Origin of the sequence: Micromonospora sp. CA-248260 (assembly GCF_050942205.1) — a bacterium.
GTDB classification, from domain to species: Bacteria; Actinomycetota; Actinomycetes; order Mycobacteriales; family Micromonosporaceae; genus Micromonospora; species Micromonospora antibiotica.
In genome coordinates, this window is sequence record NZ_CP192021.1 from 5500624 (window position 1) to 5516455 (window position 15832).

The 15832-nt window shown below is 66.4% G+C and carries 19 protein-coding genes and 1 tRNA gene; 4 read left to right on the plus strand and 16 right to left on the minus strand.

Going from position 1 to position 15832, the window contains the following annotated elements:
* Positions 1-13 precede the first annotated feature (13 nt).
* The 3 genes from ACQP2H_RS23565 to ACQP2H_RS23575 form a co-directional block, all read right to left on the minus strand.
* Positions 14-430: a type II toxin-antitoxin system VapC family toxin gene (locus ACQP2H_RS23565; RefSeq protein WP_219464215.1), complete on the minus strand. Its 417-nt coding sequence runs from the start codon at positions 428-430 to the stop codon at positions 14-16.
* Positions 412-666 carry a FitA-like ribbon-helix-helix domain-containing protein gene (locus ACQP2H_RS23570; protein ID WP_092381133.1) on the minus strand — a complete coding sequence of 85 codons (255 nt, stop codon included), beginning with the start codon at positions 664-666 and terminating at the stop codon, positions 412-414. Before ACQP2H_RS23570 ends, ACQP2H_RS23565 begins: the two co-directional genes overlap by 19 nt.
* A 308-nt stretch (positions 667-974) precedes the next feature.
* Positions 975-2018 carry a protein NO VEIN domain-containing protein gene (locus tag ACQP2H_RS23575; RefSeq protein WP_433228897.1) on the minus strand — a complete coding sequence of 348 codons (1044 nt, stop codon included), beginning with the start codon at positions 2016-2018 and terminating at the stop codon, positions 975-977.
* Positions 2019-2286: 268 nt separating this feature from the next.
* Between ACQP2H_RS23575 and ACQP2H_RS23580 the strand changes: the two genes are divergently transcribed.
* A complete protein-coding gene (locus ACQP2H_RS23580; protein WP_219465140.1) occupies positions 2287-3150 on the plus strand; it encodes an IS5 family transposase in 864 nt (287 codons plus the stop codon).
* A gap of 58 nt (positions 3151-3208) precedes the next feature.
* Here ACQP2H_RS23580 and ACQP2H_RS23585 read toward each other — a convergent pair whose 3' ends face one another.
* From ACQP2H_RS23585 to ACQP2H_RS23630, 10 genes are all read right to left on the minus strand, one after another.
* Positions 3209-4543 (minus strand): DUF3631 domain-containing protein, encoded by a 1335-nt coding sequence (locus ACQP2H_RS23585; RefSeq protein ID WP_433228899.1) that lies wholly within the window; start codon positions 4541-4543, stop codon positions 3209-3211.
* On the minus strand, positions 4540-5436 hold the full coding sequence (locus ACQP2H_RS23590; protein WP_433228900.1) for a bifunctional DNA primase/polymerase: 897 nt from the start codon (positions 5434-5436) through the stop codon (positions 4540-4542). The genes ACQP2H_RS23585 and ACQP2H_RS23590 overlap by 4 nt, the downstream gene beginning before the upstream one ends.
* Before the next feature lie 272 nt (positions 5437-5708).
* On the minus strand, positions 5709-5936 hold the full coding sequence (locus ACQP2H_RS23595; RefSeq protein ID WP_433228902.1) for a hypothetical protein: 228 nt from the start codon (positions 5934-5936) through the stop codon (positions 5709-5711).
* 182 nt (positions 5937-6118) lie between these two features.
* Positions 6119-8056, minus strand: coding sequence for a conjugal transfer protein TraB (locus ACQP2H_RS23600; RefSeq protein ID WP_433228904.1), 1938 nt, complete (start codon positions 8054-8056; stop codon positions 6119-6121).
* Positions 8057-8078: 22 nt separating this feature from the next.
* Positions 8079-8456, minus strand: coding sequence for a hypothetical protein (locus tag ACQP2H_RS23605; protein ID WP_433228906.1), 378 nt, complete (start codon positions 8454-8456; stop codon positions 8079-8081).
* Positions 8457-8474: 18 nt separating this feature from the next.
* Entirely contained in the window at positions 8475-8942 is a 468-nt protein-coding gene (locus ACQP2H_RS23610) for a Pycsar system effector family protein (RefSeq protein ID WP_433228908.1), read from the minus strand.
* A 94-nt stretch (positions 8943-9036) separates the two neighbouring features.
* Complete coding sequence (locus ACQP2H_RS23615) at positions 9037-9933, minus strand: DUF2637 domain-containing protein (protein ID WP_433228910.1); 897 nt, start codon at positions 9931-9933, stop codon at positions 9037-9039.
* A gap of 126 nt (positions 9934-10059) precedes the next feature.
* Entirely contained in the window at positions 10060-10425 is a 366-nt protein-coding gene (locus ACQP2H_RS23620) for an RRQRL motif-containing zinc-binding protein (RefSeq protein WP_433228912.1), read from the minus strand.
* Complete coding sequence (locus tag ACQP2H_RS23625; protein WP_433228914.1) at positions 10425-10658, minus strand: DUF6284 family protein; 234 nt, start codon at positions 10656-10658, stop codon at positions 10425-10427. Before ACQP2H_RS23625 ends, ACQP2H_RS23620 begins: the two co-directional genes overlap by 1 nt.
* The gene (locus tag ACQP2H_RS23630; RefSeq protein WP_020218358.1) at positions 10658-10897 is read right to left on the minus strand and encodes a helix-turn-helix domain-containing protein; all 240 of its coding nucleotides are present in this window, start codon (positions 10895-10897) and stop codon (positions 10658-10660) included. The genes ACQP2H_RS23625 and ACQP2H_RS23630 overlap by 1 nt, the downstream gene beginning before the upstream one ends.
* A 136-nt stretch (positions 10898-11033) precedes the next feature.
* On the opposite strand from ACQP2H_RS23630, the gene ACQP2H_RS23635 reads away from it, so the two are divergent.
* Complete coding sequence (locus ACQP2H_RS23635; RefSeq protein WP_433233648.1) at positions 11034-11792, plus strand: XRE family transcriptional regulator; 759 nt, start codon at positions 11034-11036, stop codon at positions 11790-11792.
* Positions 11793-11796: 4 nt separating this feature from the next.
* The gene (locus ACQP2H_RS23640) at positions 11797-12267 is read left to right on the plus strand and encodes an NUDIX domain-containing protein (RefSeq protein ID WP_433228917.1); all 471 of its coding nucleotides are present in this window, start codon (positions 11797-11799) and stop codon (positions 12265-12267) included.
* On the opposite strand, the gene ACQP2H_RS23645 is transcribed toward ACQP2H_RS23640, so the two are convergent.
* Positions 12255-12818 carry an HD domain-containing protein gene (locus ACQP2H_RS23645; RefSeq protein ID WP_433233650.1) on the minus strand — a complete coding sequence of 188 codons (564 nt, stop codon included), beginning with the start codon at positions 12816-12818 and terminating at the stop codon, positions 12255-12257. The two genes, ACQP2H_RS23640 and ACQP2H_RS23645, sit on opposite strands and share 13 nt — an antisense overlap.
* Positions 12819-12955: 137 nt before the next feature.
* On the opposite strand from ACQP2H_RS23645, the gene ACQP2H_RS23650 reads away from it, so the two are divergent.
* Positions 12956-14389 carry a hypothetical protein gene (locus tag ACQP2H_RS23650; protein ID WP_433228919.1) on the plus strand — a complete coding sequence of 478 codons (1434 nt, stop codon included), beginning with the start codon at positions 12956-12958 and terminating at the stop codon, positions 14387-14389.
* Here the strand turns inward: ACQP2H_RS23650 and ACQP2H_RS23655 are convergent.
* Together ACQP2H_RS23655 and ACQP2H_RS23660 are read right to left on the minus strand one after the other, a co-directional pair.
* Positions 14346-15611, minus strand: a complete 1266-nt coding sequence (locus tag ACQP2H_RS23655) for a tyrosine-type recombinase/integrase (RefSeq protein ID WP_433228921.1) — start codon at positions 15609-15611, stop codon at positions 14346-14348. The two genes, ACQP2H_RS23650 and ACQP2H_RS23655, sit on opposite strands and share 44 nt — an antisense overlap.
* 68 nt (positions 15612-15679) lie before the next feature.
* Positions 15680-15756 (minus strand) — tRNA-Ile (locus ACQP2H_RS23660).
* Positions 15757-15832: the final 76 nt, after the last annotated feature.

The window sequence follows — 15832 nt, forward strand, 5'->3', positions numbered from 1 at the left end:
CGGGCGGCCACCGTCAGGACACCGCGAGCAATCGGAACTCGCAGCGGACGCCGCTGGCCTTGGCGAGCCGACCATCACCGGTCACGAGTGGGCAGGCCACCAGCTCCGCCGCCGCGACGTAAGCCGCGTCGTACGCCGTGACATTGCCCCGCAACTGCCACATCCGGTCGAGCAGCACAGCGATGGCAACCTCATCGATGACCAACGAGGGCAGGGTGTCGATCGCCTCCTGAGCCCGGGCAAGGCCCAGCTTCCCACCGAGAACCTTGCCTCTGATCACCGACATGACCTCAACCAGAAGATGGCTCGGTGCGGCCCAGTGCGGATCTCCGGTCAGCTCCGCCCGCGCCGCGTCGCCGACCGGCCCGTCGTCGACCAGGGCATCGGCCAGAACCGACGCATCCACGACGATCATGCCGCGCTTCCCCATGGTCCGCGCTGCTCCCGCTGGTCATTCAACTCGGCCGCGCTCTCCCCCGGTAGGGAGCGAGCACCGTCCGATCGGCCGGCGAAGCGATCAAGGGCCGCGGTGTTGCGCAGCCGCCGGGCCTGCGTTTCCACCAGATCCAGCAGGTACGCCTGGAGTGACTGCCCGCGCGCCTTGGCCTGTGCCGCCAGGGCGTCTCGTACTTCTTCCGGCACGTCCCGAATCTGGAGAGCAACCATGCATTCATTATGCATGCATAATGACCCGCTCGCCAGGAAAGGCTCGAAACTTCGATCAACCGGTTCGCATGACGACTGCGACATGGCCAAGAACCGCAGGTCAGAGAAGTCCGTGGGGCGGGCGGGGCTCGAACCCGCGACCGAGGGATTATGAGTGGCATCCATGGTCAGGACCCACTCCCCTACCTGCAACTCTGGTGTCATCCGGCAGGACCCTGGCCCCTGGACCAACTCTGGTTGCCCACGGTTCGCACCACGCGCCGCACCACGCCGCGCCTCGCACTCCACTGCTCGGCTACCCCTGGCTGCTACTCAACGTAACGACGCTTTCCGCCAGAGGGAAGCCGATAGCGGTAGCGGGTCGGCTTGAGCGCCTTCTCGGCCGGCACCCACGACTCCCAGACCCGGACTCGCCCGCCGGACGTCTCGACGGTTCCGTCCGGCAACCGCCTCCAGTCGATACAGTCCACGACAACGAGGTGAGTGCTGGCCTCGGCGGCGTGCTGCACCTCGTTGGCTGTGAGCTCTACGGTGTCGGCATCACCAGATGATCCCTTGACCTCGATGTGAAGCTCCCCCTGATCCGATAGGGCAAGCACGTCGTAGGACTTGGTGGCGCCGACATCCGTCACGTCGTAGCCCTGGCTGCTGTAGTGGCTCAACACCCAATCCACAGCGTGCCGCTCGATCGCTAGCCGGACCACCTCGTCGCGCATATACCCGGCTCCCCGCCGCTTCCGAGCCGCAACGGCGAGCTCAGACGAGGCCGGGCGCGGTCTTGGAACTCGCCCGTCTCCTACCCGAGGAATCTGCATGAGTTCCGGCACAGCGGAGATCACCTCAGCAGGGAGCTTCACCAAGTATCCCTGGGCGGCCCGTACCGGGCGCTTGTCCGAGAAGGCGAACGGGAAGTACAGACTCCCGGGGTGATGCACTTCCAGTCGTTCCTTGATCCGACGGAGCCGCTCCTCCACTCGCCGGAAGGCATCCTGGTTCACAGGACGCGCTAACGGTGTGTACCCCGTCAAGGCATAGCGCCACGCGGGCTCTGGGCCGCTGGCGGCGCGGTTTCGGCCATAACTGCCCTGCGATGCCCAGACGATTTCGTCGGCCTCCGGCCCTTCAGCAGCAATCGAATAGCCAACGATGCCGGGTGAGCCGAGAAGGGACTTGTGCCAGTGCAGGACCACGTCTCCGGGCTGGACGGCTGTCACTAGCGCATACGACCAGTACTCGCGACCAGCATCGTCAACCTGCGGCGCATGCAGGTCGGAACCAAGGTCGGTGCGATCTGTGATCTCCATCCAATAGCGCTCAGCCGGGTCATCGCTCCACCACTCATTGATACCCACGCAGCATTTCTATCGGATCTCCACAAGGGAGAAGCGCCTCACCCTAACTGGACGTTTCCTTCACCTTCACGCCAGTGTGACCGATTAGCGCCCCGGCCTTGGCCGGGCAACATGTCCCACTCCGGGTAGAATAGCCTCATCCCGCCCGGCTCAACCCTGACCAGAAACGCAGCATTTCACCCCGGAATGGCGTCTGGTTCACATTCGGCTATACATCGACGGACATGACGTCCGCCCAGCCGTCGCCCCGACACCGTACGCCTACTGCATGACCGCACGACGCCCCTACCCGTCCGACCTGTCCGACGCCCGGTGGGCCCTCATCGCACCCCGGCTGACCGCATGGCGACAGGCCCGCACCGATGCCGGCGTCAGCGGCCGGACCCCCACCCACGACCTACGCGAGATCTTCAACGCGATCCTCTACGTCAACCGCACCGGCATCGCCTGGCGCTACCTGCCCCACGACTTCCCACCCCACCCGACGGTCTACGGCTACTTCGCCGCTTGGAGCAAGGAAGGCATCTTCACCGCACTCAACTACCAACTCACCGGCCTCGTCCGCGACCACCACGGCCGCACCATCGCCCCCACCGCGTCCATCATGGACAGCCAGAGCGTCAAGACCTCCACCAACGTGCCACTGTCCACACAGGGCACCGACGCCGGCAAGAAGATCGTCGGCCGCAAACGCGGCATCATCACCGACACCCTCGGCCTCCTCCTCGCCGTCACCGTCTGCGCCGCCAGCGCCAGCGACAACACCATCGGCATGGACCTACTCGACCAGGCCACCACCACCTACCCCACCCTCACCAAAACCTGGGTCGACGCCGGCTTCAAAAACCGCGTCATCGAACACGGCGCCCACCTCGGAGTCGACGTCGAGATCGTCACCAAAGACCCACAGATCAAGGGCTTCAGCGTCGTCAAACGCCGATGGGTCGTCGAACGCACCATCGGCTGGCTCATGCACCACCGCCGACTCGTCCGCGACTACGAAACCCGACCCGACAACTCCGCCAGCATGATCACCCTCGCCATGATCGACAACCTCGCCAAACGCCTCACCACCGAAACCACCCCAACCTGGCGAGAAACCCCACAACCACAAAACACACAAAATACGTGAATCAGACGTCCTCTAAGGGCGAGGCGCTTCCGATGTCCTCCGGATAGCCGATGCTTGCTCAGGCTGTCGAGCGTTGGCAAGCCAAGGATGCCCCGGGGGTGTCCGTCCCATCCGTCCCAAGCTCGTTTTGCCTGTTCAGGGCCGGTACGGATTGGTTTCCTGGGACGCTTCGACCCGTCCCAGAGGCGATGTCGGCGCGTGTGGGCGGGACGGTTTGATCCGTCCCAGGGGTGCAATCCGTCCCGGGGATGACCTGCGGAAATGAGTGTGGGACGGATGGGACGGCAGGGGGTGACGTGTGCGGTGGGCAGTAGCGCTGCCATGCGTCGGTGAAGGTTTCTCGGGTGTAGCCCTTGGCCTGGCCGACGGGAAACCGGACGTTACCGGAGGTAATCCCGAACTCTCGGAGCAGGTCGCCGAGCTTCTTGCCGGTTAGGCCTGCCGGGCCGGAGCCGGCCCAGGGTGCTTCGTCGTCGTCGTTGAGCACCTTGAGGAGTTGGGTGGTGGCGACGGCGGGCGGATCGCCGAGGGCGGTAAACGCCGTACGGATGTCGGCGAGCAGCCGAATGCGGGTCGACACGTTCGCCGACTCGTGGGCTTCGGCGGTGAGAATCGTGACAGCGTGCCGAGCACGCTGAGGCCAGATCCCGCCGGCGAGGTCAGCGACAGCCACCAGGGGTTCCCAGGTGTCGGCAGCTCGGTCCTCCACCGGCATGGGTGGTTCGGCCGCTTCGAGGGCGGCGAGGTTGGCGCGGAGCCATTCGGCCAGTTGCTGGGCGACGGTGCGGAGGGCGGGGCCGTCGCGGCGGTGGCGGTAGGGGGCGACGGTTTCGCCGGGGGCGCGGCGGCGCATGCGGATAACGACGGCGCGGTCTTCGATGGTGTCGGGCATTGCGCCGATGCCGGCGAGTGCGGCCATGGCGAAGGTGGGGATCTTCTCCAGGCTTTGGGTGTTGTTGTCCCAGCGGATGGCGGGTCGGTTGCGTTGGTGGCCGGCGTTGAGGAGTCCACGTAGGTCTTCGTTGGCGTCGGCGTTCTTGCCGCCAAAGATGGTGTCGGCTTCGTCGACGAGCAGGGTTGGCGGGTTGTCGGTGCCGATGGCGCGGTAGACGGCGGCGGGTGAGGCGTTGACGGTGATGAGCGGGTTGTGGCAGCAGCCCTCGACCACGTCGAGGAGCCGCGATTTCCCGCAGCGCTTCTCGGGTGCCCGAATCACGAGGCGCGGCGCGTGTGCCCAGGCCGCTTGGGCGTGGGTAGCGGCGATCCACAGCGATACCGCGTCGACTGCCTCAGGGCTGGGCAGGATCACGTACTTGGTGAGGCAGGCGTGCAACTGGTCGAGGATCGCCGCACCGTTGATGGGCTGTTCGGTGGTGCTGGTCGGTGGGTTCATGCGGCGATTCCTTCGGCGCGGAAGCCACCTCGGATGGCGGCATGAATGTCTCGGTCGGTCTGCTCGGCCTGATGGCCGGCGGTGGTAAGCGCGGCTACCGCGTCGTCGTGGGTGATCGCGTTGACGGCGACCATGCGGGCGATTCCTCGGGCTGCGCCGTAGAGGGTGGTCCGGCGGGTCCCCTGCGGGGCGGTGGCGACCGCGTGCAGGTGTGCGGCGAGTAGCCGGTCGGGATGGGAGATGCCCTCCGCCTCACGGGTGCTGGTCGGCGTGTGCGCCGGGACCGGGGCAGGTGGGGGCGGGGCGGGTCGACAGGCACCGACCAGCGCGGGGGGCATCTCCTGCATCTCCCTGCGCGGCGCCCACCGGTACGGGCGGCCCGTGCGCGGGTGCACGCTCGGCGGCAGTACCACGTACCCGCCGTCGGCTTTGACGTCGATGCCGGGGCCGAGTCCCTGCCCGGGCTTGCCCTGACTGCACAACACGGGTGTTCCGGGGTGCCGGTAGTACAGGTGCAACCCACCCGACCCGGTCACCACATAGGCGGTAGGCGGCAACAGCCCAGCGGCGATGAGCCGGTTCATGGTCTCTCGTCCGCCGTGGGCGGGGTCGACGTCGACCACGACGGTGCCGGACGCGGCACCGGTACGCAGGGCGAGCTGCCCGGTGGGGACGGCGGCAACGATCGCGGCGACCCGGTCCGGGTCGGTGGTGGCGGCGTAGAAGCCGTGGCAGGTCAGGCACGCGCAGATGTCCCGGTCGTGGTCGGGGCCGGCGGTGGTGCAGGGCTGGCAGTTGGCGACGGGTCGTTTCGACCGGGCGAGCATGAACACGGGCCACCCGCGTTCGGCGTAGGTGAGGGCGGGGGCGACCAGGGCAGACGTGTCGGGCATGGCGCTCCTCTCGGGTTCGTTCAGGGACGTCGATGAGGGCTCGGGCCGTCCGGCCAGCGCGTTCGGGGTGTGGGCCGGGCAGCGCGGGCCTTGCAGGTAGGGGCGGACACCGTCGGGGTGGTGGCAGTAGCGCCGTTGCGTGCCGATCCAGTGCCCGCACCGGGTGCTGTCCGGGGGCATGGGCCGCTCCTTCCCGGGTACGGCGTGACGATGGCCAGCGCCGGCGGGCACTGGCCGCCAAGGGGTGAGGGCGCGAAGCGCGCCGTTGAGTGTTAGCGGTGGGGCCGCAACAGCGCCCAGACCACGAACACGACGACGGCCACGACCACCGCGACGACCAGCAGCCAGCCGCTGAGATCGCGCAGAAGCCAGCCGGTCATTCGGGCGCGGGCAAGGGTGGCGTCGGCGTACCAGGCGACGCGTTCGACGCGACGGCCGAGCGGCACGCCGAGGATCAGGCCGAGTAGCGCGCCCAGCACGAGCGCGGTGATGGTCAGCATGGGGGTACTCCCGAGGGTGTGCGCGGGCAGTGTTTGGTTACGGGCTGCGATGGCGTGGGGTGGTGGGTGGCCGTCCGGACGGTCCGGATGAGGGCGTCCGGACGGCTACCTACTTAGACCCTGGCGGGGTCGTCCGGACGGTCCGGACCGTCCGGACGACCCCGGGGTGTGGTGACGGTGGGTTACGCCGGTTCGGGGATGCGGATCTTGTAGGTGCCCCGGTCGGTCTTGCGGAGCATGGCGTCGGGGCCGGTGGAGAGTCGGCCGAGTGCCTTGCGCACCCAGTCGCCGGACAGACCGGTAGCGGCTATGACGTCACCCAGATCCCCGGGCCGTACGACGTTGACGCCCGCGTCGTACAGGTCGTGCAGGTGCCCGCGCAGATGGTCGTACGCCTCATCGGTGCTCATCGCTGGTTGGCGGAGTCCGAGGGGGATACGGGGCATGCCGGGTGGGATGCGGATGGGCTGTGCGGGGTCGACGTCGTCGGGTGGGTCGTGGGGGTTGATGGCTTGGTTGGGTTCGTCGTCGTGGTCGGTGCCGTCGTCGTCGGTCGGGGTCGGCTTCGGGCCGGGGTGGGGTGCCGGCCGCGCAGGTTCCGGGTGGGTGGGGCCGGTGGTGGGTTGTCCGCCGAGGTACGGCGCGACGGCGTCGGCGCGGTGGTCTTCGTCGGCGACGTAGCTGCGGCAGGGCATCGACCAGCGGGTGGTATCGGTCCCGGGGACCTCGGCGTAGAGGTAGCCCGGCTTGGTGTTCTTCCACGCCCACGGCATCGCCCCCGCATCGAGCGTGGCCTCGGACAGGGCCATGCCCGCGTCAACGTCCTTGTCGACGCCGAGGCAGATCGACCCGGGGATGTTCGCCCGCGCCGAGGTCGGGAACCGGTCGTGTGACGCCCGCTGCAACCCGAACACCAGACTGATACCAGCGGACCGCGCGGCCTCGGTCAGCTCGGTCACGAGGGGGTTCCCGGCGGCGACCTGGGAGGCTTCGTCGATGATGGCGACGCGGTAGCGGGGGCACTGCCGGCATCCCTTGGTCCACTGCTTGTGGCCGTGTGCGCCGATCTGCCTGGCCCTCCCGGTGATGTCGGTGTAGAGGTCTTCCAGCAGTTCGTTCGTGTCGTCTTCGGTGCCGGCGGTCCGGGCAGCTCCCTGGACGGCCCAGGTGGGGAGTTGGTCGAACTTGCGGGGGTCGGCCAGCCACAGTTCCGCGTCGGTGCGGGAGATGACCTCAGCGGCGATGTTGAGGATGACCTCGGTCTTGCCTGCGCCGGACATGCCCACGATCAGGAAGTGCGCCGCATTCCGCCCCGCCGCGTGATCACCCGGCAGCCACAGCGTCAACAGTTCGCCGTCCTCCATCACCCCCAGCACGATCGGCTCCGCGATCGACCGACCCGGCGCGGACAGGCCGGGCCAGGGGACCATGGCGCGCAGCTGGTCGACGGGGACGACTTCGACCCGTCCACGTCGGGCGGAGTCCGGGTCGGGGATGACCCGCACCGCCGTCTCCGGCACGTCGAGCGCGGACGCTAGAGCGGCCCGGTCGGCGGCCAGTTCCCTCACCGACGTACCCGCCTCCAGCGTTACCGCAGCTGCTGCCTTCGCGCCCTTGATCGTGGGTCGGGCCACGCTGGCGTTACGCAGGCTCTTGACCGCGTCGGCCAGCCCACCCCCGGCGGTAGCGGGGTCGTCGCCGTCGCCGTTGCGCAGCACCCGCACCACGGCCATGGCGAGGCTGGCCGTGGGTGCGCCGATGAGCCACATGTCCAACCACGGCGACGACCAAGGGCCGGCGATCGTCGCGCCGATCGCCCACACCGACCCCGCCACACACGTGGTCGTCGCTACCGCCCGGCGCACGGCACCCCGGGCGGCGGCGGCACGCCACGTCAACGACGTCAACGCGGTCCCGGCGAGGGTCAGACCGGCGGCAGCAGCGCCGATGGAGGTGGGTTGGTCGCCCCACCGCCAATGGGCCAGGCCGGTAGCGACAGCCAGGCCGACCGACCCGGTCGGGGTGACCAGGTACGGCCACAACGGCAGCCGCACCGTGTGCACAGCGGCCAACCCAGACGGGTCGGAGATCCCGCCGTTCTTCGGCATCCGTGACTTCACGACTGTTCCTCCCTTCCTTCGGTTAGGCGGTGAACTTGAAGTCGGGGCGGCGGGCACCCCGGTAGCCGACCTGCTCCAACTCGGGCATGTAGGCAGTGACGAACCGGTTGTTCGCCGTGATCACGTACTGACTCGCGATCACCAGGGCCTCACTGGCCTGTTGGAGGGGCTTGGCGACCTGCCGGGCACGCGCCCGCGCGGTCAGACCACCCACGACGACGGCCCCACCGCCGACCCGCCGCAACCGGGCGTCCAACTCACTGGCGGTGATCCCCAACTCCAGGGCGGCGGCGTGCAGGATCCGGCGGGTGCTCTCGCACCACTCGATCAGAGCGTGGTTATCCGTCAGGGAATCCGCACCAGAGAACAGCGTGCGACCCTGCGGGTTGGTGTTCGACACGAAACGACTCCTTCGTGATCAGGCAAGGGTGGCGAGCAGGGCGGTAAGCGCGGTGCCGACCAGGCCGGCCAGCAGCAGATCTACAGCGGTGCGGACCCGCCGGTACTTGCGGACGGCGGTGCGGGACAGCCACACCAGGTGGTGCGCCCGTTCGGCGGCGGCGGACAGCGGCGGGGCGGTGGCCTCGGTAATCAGGTCCCCCGGCGCAGCAGCGGCGTAGTGGACCAGGCCGTGACCACCACCGAGGCACGGCCGGACCGCACCGGCGAGCAGCCCCACCGCCGTACCGACCAGGGCGACGGTGGTGACCCCGGCGGCCAGCGCGGGGCCGGGCAGGTCGGTGCGGGCGAGGATCGCCACGCCGACCGTCACCGCTGCACCGGCGACGGCCATCAATGTGGACGCTTTGGTGTCGGCGCGGGCGAGTTCGGCGCGGACTTCGGTGATCCGGTCGGTGAACCACACCGGATCGGGTACTGGCACCATCAGAGGTGCCCTCCTCTCGTGTGGGGGTTGGGTGACCGGACCGGCGGCACAGCACGGGTTTCTCAGGCCAATGGGGCTGTGCCGCCGGGCGGGGTCAACTGCGGTTGCCGGCGGCGATCCGACCGCCCAGCTCGACCAGGCAGATCGACGCGACGACCACCAGGCCATCGACGGACAGCGGGAGCAGGTACTGCGCCCCGTTGGTCTCCCCGTAGTGCGCGGCGACGGAGGCCATGTGCCAGTAGGACACCCACGCGGCGATCCCCGCGATCAGCGCCGTCGCCGCCCACCGCCCGATCGCCAGCCGACGCGAGTGCACCGGCACCCGGGAGATCAGCTCGATCGTCAGCAGCAAGGCCAGGGGCGACCAGGCGGAGATGACCTGACTGATGATCTCGTCCCGGGCGTGGAGCACGTTGCCCGCGATCGACGCGGCCACCCCGAGCGCGAGCACCACCCGCACCGCCCACCGGATGCGCTTGAACTGCCTGACCTGCCCAGCCTCAGGCCCCTCCGGCACCGGGTCGGGGGTGGGGGTGGGGGTGGGGGTGGGGGTGATCTTCGGACCCGGGTGTCCGTCCACCCGGACCTGCGACGACTCACCCACCACCGGACGACGGCGGAACCACCCCCGACGCGGCTGGGACGCCTCGGTGGCCTCCGGGGCGACCGCCACCGGCACCGGGTCCGAGGGCGGGGCCGGGACCGGGCCGATCGGCTCCGGGTAGTCCCACACCACCTGCTCAACGCCAACGGCCGGGTCCGGGCCGACCACCGGGTCGGGGGTGGCGACCGGGTCGGGGGTGGCGACCGGGTCGGGGGTGCGGGTCAGCAGTCGTTCGCGTAGCTCGGTGGCCTTCGGTGCACCGATCTTGAACTGCTTCTGAAGGCGGTTGCGGGAGGGAACCTCGCCGAGCTGGTCGGCAAGCGCCAACGCGCCCGGGTAGAGGTCATCGACACTGCGAGGATGAATGCTGGCGGGAGCGGTCATCGAAGGGTCTCCTTCATCGTCGGGGTCTCGCTGTTGAGGGCGTGGGCGATAGCGAACGGGGCGAGCATCACGGCGGTGCCGCCCAGCACGATGAGCAGCAGAACCAGCACGATCACGGGGTGCCTCCTAGGCACACAGGGGCGAGCACTCGGTGCACTCGCCCAGCGAGCGCGGGATGTAGTAGGGGCGCACCCGCTCGCAGGTCGGACAGGTACGGCGAGCGGTCAGCGCGGCGCGAACCGCGCGCAACTGCGCGGGGGTAGCAGTGCGCTTCGGCCGGGCCAGGTCGATCCGGTAGAGGTAGGCGGCGCGGGTGCCGCCGATACCGCGCCAGAGCACCTGAGCGGCAATCTCCTGACCACCGGGGCGCAGGCCGGCGGCCCGCAGTTGGCGGCGGGTGGCGTAACCGGACGGGGCACCCCGCCACCAGAAAGTGGGGATGCCGTACCGCTTGCCGTCCGGATCGTTGAAGGCAGCGCGAACGCGGGACATCACGCCACCTGCCGCTCCGACGTAGCGCGCACCGCGAGCAGGGCACGCGCCTCCCGCAGCACCCGACGCTGCGCCCGACGCAGCCGCTGCCAGTCCAACTCGGTCGGTCCGCCGTCGCCCGTCAGCACGACAATCTGCGCGTCGAGCAACAACACCTCCGCCTCGATCAACGGCAACTCCTGCTCGATCTCGGCCAGGTCGGCGGCACTCGGCTCGTAGTCGAAGGTCGTCATCACGCCACGCTCCGGGTGGTGTAGTCGGCGGCGTCGACCAGGCCGTTAGCCAGGGCACCCGCTTCCATCGCGTCGATGGCCTTCGCGGGAACGACGTACCGCCCTCGGATGCGGATGGCCGGGAACTCGCCCACGCGGATCGACCGGTACAGCGTCATGTCGCAGGTTCGCAGCAACTGAGCCGCTTCGGCGACGGTGTAGAACCGCTGGGGGTGGCCAGCAGGTCGATCGGTCTTCATTGGTGTCCTTCCGCCTCATCGATCGGGGTGCACATAGGTTCCGATCACGAGGGGTGACACCTTCACCACCACACTGGACGACTTGGGACGTCCTTGCTATCTTCAAGTCGTCCCTAGAAGTATCTCGGAGGTGGCAATGCCGAACGACCGGCTACGCGATGCAATGCTCCGCAACGGCTTGACGCCGTCGTCCGTGGCCGAACAGCTCGGGGTAGACCCGAAGACCGTGGAACGGTGGATCACGCAGGGACGGGCACCGTATCCGCGCTACCGGCATGCGATCGCTGCGCTGATCAAGGAGAGTGAGTCGTACCTGTGGCCTGACGCCATGCCGCAGGAGCGCGCGAACCGCGTAGCGCAGTCCGAGGTAGTGCAGGTATACCCGCGACGCGCGGCAGTGCCGGACGACCTCTGGCGACGGCTGATCTCGCAAGCACAGGAGCGGGTCGGCATCCTGGTCTACGCAGGGCTTTTCCTGCCCGAACAGCAACCGCAGCTGGTCACCACGCTCAAGGCGAAGGCAGCAGCCGGCATGCGGGTTGAGATCCTGCTCGGCGACCCGGAGAGTCCCGAGGTAGCGCAACGCGGGGCGGACGAGGGCATCGGCGACGCGATGGCTGGCAAGGTGCGGAATGTGCTCGCCTTCTACCAGCGACTACGCGATGTCCCGGGGGTGAACGTGCACTTCCACCGGACGACGCTCTACAACTCGATCTTCCGGTTCGATGACGAGATGCTCGTCAACTCACACGTCTTCGGCTTCCCGGCCGCACACACGCCCGTCATGCACCTGCGCCGGCTTGCCGGCGGCGACCTGTTCGACACGTACGCGGACAGCTTCGACCGAGTGCGGGAGTCCTCATTGCCCACGTGGCAGCCAATGGTGGCAAACTGAGGGCATGACCAGGATCGAGTACTACGACGACCCGAAGGCGCCGAAGGCAAACAGCATCGTCCCAGCGGTGACGGTGTTCGTCCTAGACGCACAGGACCGGGTACTACTCATCCGCCGGACCGATAACGGCTTATGGGCGATTCCCGGTGGTGCACAGGACTTTGGCGAGTACATCGCGGAGACCGCCGTACGTGAAGCGAAAGAAGAGTCGGGGATCGACGTCGAGGTAACCGAAATTGTCGGCATCTACACCGATCCAAAACACGTCATGGCCTACACTGACGGTGAGGTCCGGCAACAGTTCTCCATCTGCTTCCGCGCTCGCCCTATCGGCGGAGAACCCACCCCAAGCAGTGAATCGTCAGAGGTGCGATGGGTAGGCAGAGACCACCTGCGTGAGCTGCCCATCCATCCATCAATTCAACTCCGCATCACCCATGGATACGAGCACCGCACCCAGCCTTACATTGGCTGAAATCCTGCTACAGCCAATCGCTCCTGAGTGCGATTTACTGCCTCCATAAGCACCGGTTCTGCCTTCACCCAAAATCGGGTCACGAGATGATCGGGGCCATACCTAGTCCGCACTTCGCTTAGGCGCTCCTGCACGGTCAAATTCTGCCCGTCTGGCCCAGTTGTCATGTCGGCACACCAAAGAGCGTCGCGTACTGGCGACCCCTCATCGCTAAACTCCGCTTGCAACACGTCCACGAGACCACGCTCCTGCGCCTCATATTCGGCGCATGAATGATAAGCCACTAGACCAGCAACACGCTCGTTGCATTTCCGACCCCTGAGCCATAGCGCTCCGTCAAGCGCGTGCAGTCCGGTAGAGATCACCTGCGGCGAGTACCCGACGTCATGCAACCACGCCGAAGCAACCAGAACGTCCGCATCGACATCCCGAAAGACGTTTGCAAGTCGCTCCGCTTTGGCGGCCACTGCCTGCACATGACGCCACCTGCGAGGCAGCGCACGAGAAAGCTGCTCTTCGGCTAGATCGCGAGCAGCAGCAGATAGGCCCATCCCCACAGGATACGCGAAGCCCAGGTCACGCGGACTTCCAAGGGCACGCAGATGCTGATTGGCTCGTTGCACAGCACGATTGTCGCCTACTTGACACACCAATCACACGCAGATGATCAGACCCTACTCTCGCCAGAATGAACGTCCTGAGCCAAATCATCCCAGGTGTGCGCGAAGCACGAACACCGCTTGCAATCGGTGTAATTTGGTCGATAATAGCATGGATTGCTTGCTCCCTAGCCCCTAAAGAGGTCTGGCAGAAAGATGTCTTCGCTGGCGCAGCTAGTCAAATCGGGAAGATTCCCACGGAGGCGTTAATCGGGATCGCTGCCCTAATCGTCTACCTAGTCGGAATCTTCCTACAATCCGTAGGCGAAGCAGTCTCGAAATTGGCCATACCTACCATTCTCGCAGGTTCGGCAATAGTTCTGTTCATTGCATTGATTCCAGCCATCATGGAGCTTGCATTAACCTGCATCACCGTGTGCGCAATTCTACTTTTCGCTGTAGCGGGATTACGACACCACCGCATCAAATCGGGCACCTACTGGACGACGGTAGAGGATACCCTGACAGCAGCCTGGCAGAACTTAATCAACTATATTGAGCACTCCTGGCTCTCATATCGAAATTCACGCGAGACGCGCCATTCAATCTTCAACGAGATATGCGCCGATTCACTCGAAGACTACTACGCATCGAATCCCGGCTTCCTTGAAGAAAAAGTCAAGGAACTGACGCACTCTTCGCTACATCAAGCAGCCCTTGGCACCAACCTAACACTGGAGGAAGCGTATGCGGAAGGAAATCACAAGGAGGTTATCCCGGCCCACCTAAAAACGCTAGCAGACCTACGCTTACATCTCGCAAACGCAGAAGAATACGACAACGGTATTCGAATAGCTCTTATAAAGAAGCTTAAAAGGGACAGGCAGGCGCGAGTCGGACTAACTCAAGTACTAGACCTCTCAGCCTATCAGGATTGGCTAATCCGACGCTTGGACCGGGTAGACCACGAGCTACGCTCCACCCGCCCCGAGTTGTATCTGGAGTACGATAGAATCCGATCCGAAGGCGAATTTCGTAGAGGGATATCTTTCCCCCTTGGAGCCCTTATAGCGATCATTTGCTATAAGTGGCATCTCACATTTAACGCCCTCGGCCCTAAGGCCCTCTTATGGGGGCCATTAATAGGTTCGGTAGCCGTCTGGCTAGTAGTCCATTCAGCAGGAACTTCGCAGACCGACAGAGCCGCACGAATGCTATATGCGGCAGTCCGAGATAAGACGATCGAGTTGCCGGACGAGACCCCTTTTGGAGAGCCCATATTTGTCTTCCGCCCCTTGCCGGAGGTCAGGCGTCCAGCAACAGTTACGTTCGTCGCCAAGAACAGGCTTCAAAAGCTGCTTCGAAGGCCCCTTCAGCGCATTTTTCCTGAGCTCGCAGAGCGCGAACCCCTGACAGCCACTCATCACAATGACCAGATTCTTTCTGGTGATCTAGAACTCGGGAGCACCCCAGTGCATGTCAGCCCACCACCGGGCGAGGCGGCATCCGACCGGCAAGCTTGACTGCCGCACGCTGATCGGACTCTGAAAGCCAGGCGGAGTAGACCCGCAAGGTCGTTGCTCCTCCCCCGCCATGACCAAGCCGACCCGCCACTGTTCGGACATCCACACCGGCAGCAATTAACTCTGTAGCCGAATAGTGCCTCAATGCGTGCAGATTCGTAGTTAGGTCAAGTCGCGCGGCCATCCGGCCAAATCGCTGGGTGGCCGTGTCCGGCACGAGTGGCGTACCTCCGTCCGGGTCCGGCGAGAACACGTACGCGTCAGCGGCCAGCGACAGCCCGAGGACTGACGCGCGTTCCTCGCAGCGCGCCAGCTGGTCGCGCAGCACCTCTACCGTCTCCGCGTCCAGGGCCACGCGCCGCTGCTGGTGCGTCTTGGTGTCCTTCTCCCGCAGCTTCCCCGCGTCGTCCACGTACAGCGCACTCCGCAGCGTCAGCACGGCGGCGTCCAGGTCGACGGCGGACCATCGCAGCGCGCACAGCTCACTACGCCGCGCCCCCGTCGTCATAGCCACCCACACGAACGCACCCCAGTCGGGGTCCTTCCACGCCTGGGTGACCAGACGCGCCGCTTCCGGTGCCGTTGGTGGGTGCGGGTTGGGCTGAGGCATCCCGGGCTTCTCCGCTTGATCTGCCGGGTTGACCCCGATCCAACGCCACCGTACGGCCCGGTTCAGCGCGCCGGACAGGATCCAGTGAATCTGCCGGATCGATGCCGGGGCGAGCGGCTTGCACTCGTGCGGCCGGCACTTCTCGGTGCAGTCGTGCGGCCCCACCTTCCGGTGCTCGATGGCCTTCCGTGCGCCTCCACAGTGGTCCCGGCACTTCCGCAGCACGGCATAGAACGACTCCAGCGTCTCGGCGTCCAGCCGGCCCACCGGCAGCTTGCCGAGCAGCGGCCGTACGTGCTTGTTCAGCTTCTTGACGTACCCCTGCCGGGTCGACGCCTCGACGTCGAGCACTTCCAGCCACCGGTCAAGCAGCTGGTCGACCGTCGCGCGCGTCCGTGGGTTGCGCCGCTCGTCCACCTGGGCGAGGAACCGCGTACGCGCCTTCTCGGCTTCCTTCCGAGCCGTCGCACCGGGCGGAATCGTCTCGGTCAGGTAGTGCCGCTTCTTCGTGATGGGGTCAACGCCCGCGTAGACCTTCACCCTCAGTGAGCCGCTGGGCAGTTCCTCGATCTCGCCGCGCTGGCGCTTCCCGCGCCCGTTCGCCGTCGCCATGGGGCCGACCGTAGCGCGCTCGCACCACGAGTAGCACCACGGGAAGATCATGGATCTAGTGTTTGCGCTGGTGGGGCGGGCGGGGTTCGAACCCGCGACCGAGGGATTATGAGTCCCCTGCTCTAACCCGCTGAGCTACCGCCCCGATACCGCGCCGGATCGTAACCTGCCCGCCAGACCACCTGCCAGCACCCGAACCGGTAGGACGAGAAGTCACCGCC

Coding starts and splice junctions, on each gene's coding strand:
- ACQP2H_RS23565 (WP_219464215.1), bottom strand. CDS start 430: ATGGGGAAGCGCGGCATGATCGTCGTGGATGCGTCGGTTCTGGCCGAT.
- ACQP2H_RS23570 (WP_092381133.1), bottom strand. CDS start 666: ATGGTTGCTCTCCAGATTCGGGACGTGCCGGAAGAAGTACGAGACGCC.
- ACQP2H_RS23580 (WP_219465140.1), top strand. CDS start 2,287: ATGACCGCACGACGCCCCTACCCGTCCGACCTGTCCGACGCCCGGTGG.
- ACQP2H_RS23585 (WP_433228899.1), bottom strand. CDS start 4,543: ATGAACCCACCGACCAGCACCACCGAACAGCCCATCAACGGTGCGGCG.
- ACQP2H_RS23590 (WP_433228900.1), bottom strand. CDS start 5,436: ATGCCCGACACGTCTGCCCTGGTCGCCCCCGCCCTCACCTACGCCGAA.
- ACQP2H_RS23595 (WP_433228902.1), bottom strand. CDS start 5,936: ATGCTGACCATCACCGCGCTCGTGCTGGGCGCGCTACTCGGCCTGATC.
- ACQP2H_RS23610 (WP_433228908.1), bottom strand. CDS start 8,942: ATGGTGCCAGTACCCGATCCGGTGTGGTTCACCGACCGGATCACCGAA.
- ACQP2H_RS23615 (WP_433228910.1), bottom strand. CDS start 9,933: ATGACCGCTCCCGCCAGCATTCATCCTCGCAGTGTCGATGACCTCTAC.
- ACQP2H_RS23620 (WP_433228912.1), bottom strand. CDS start 10,425: ATGTCCCGCGTTCGCGCTGCCTTCAACGATCCGGACGGCAAGCGGTAC.
- ACQP2H_RS23625 (WP_433228914.1), bottom strand. CDS start 10,658: ATGACGACCTTCGACTACGAGCCGAGTGCCGCCGACCTGGCCGAGATC.
- ACQP2H_RS23630 (WP_020218358.1), bottom strand. CDS start 10,897: ATGAAGACCGATCGACCTGCTGGCCACCCCCAGCGGTTCTACACCGTC.
- ACQP2H_RS23635 (WP_433233648.1), top strand. CDS start 11,034: ATGCCGAACGACCGGCTACGCGATGCAATGCTCCGCAACGGCTTGACG.
- ACQP2H_RS23640 (WP_433228917.1), top strand. CDS start 11,797: ATGACCAGGATCGAGTACTACGACGACCCGAAGGCGCCGAAGGCAAAC.
- ACQP2H_RS23645 (WP_433233650.1), bottom strand. CDS start 12,818: ATGGGCCTATCTGCTGCTGCTCGCGATCTAGCCGAAGAGCAGCTTTCT.
- ACQP2H_RS23650 (WP_433228919.1), top strand. CDS start 12,956: ATGAACGTCCTGAGCCAAATCATCCCAGGTGTGCGCGAAGCACGAACA.
- ACQP2H_RS23655 (WP_433228921.1), bottom strand. CDS start 15,611: ATGGCGACGGCGAACGGGCGCGGGAAGCGCCAGCGCGGCGAGATCGAG.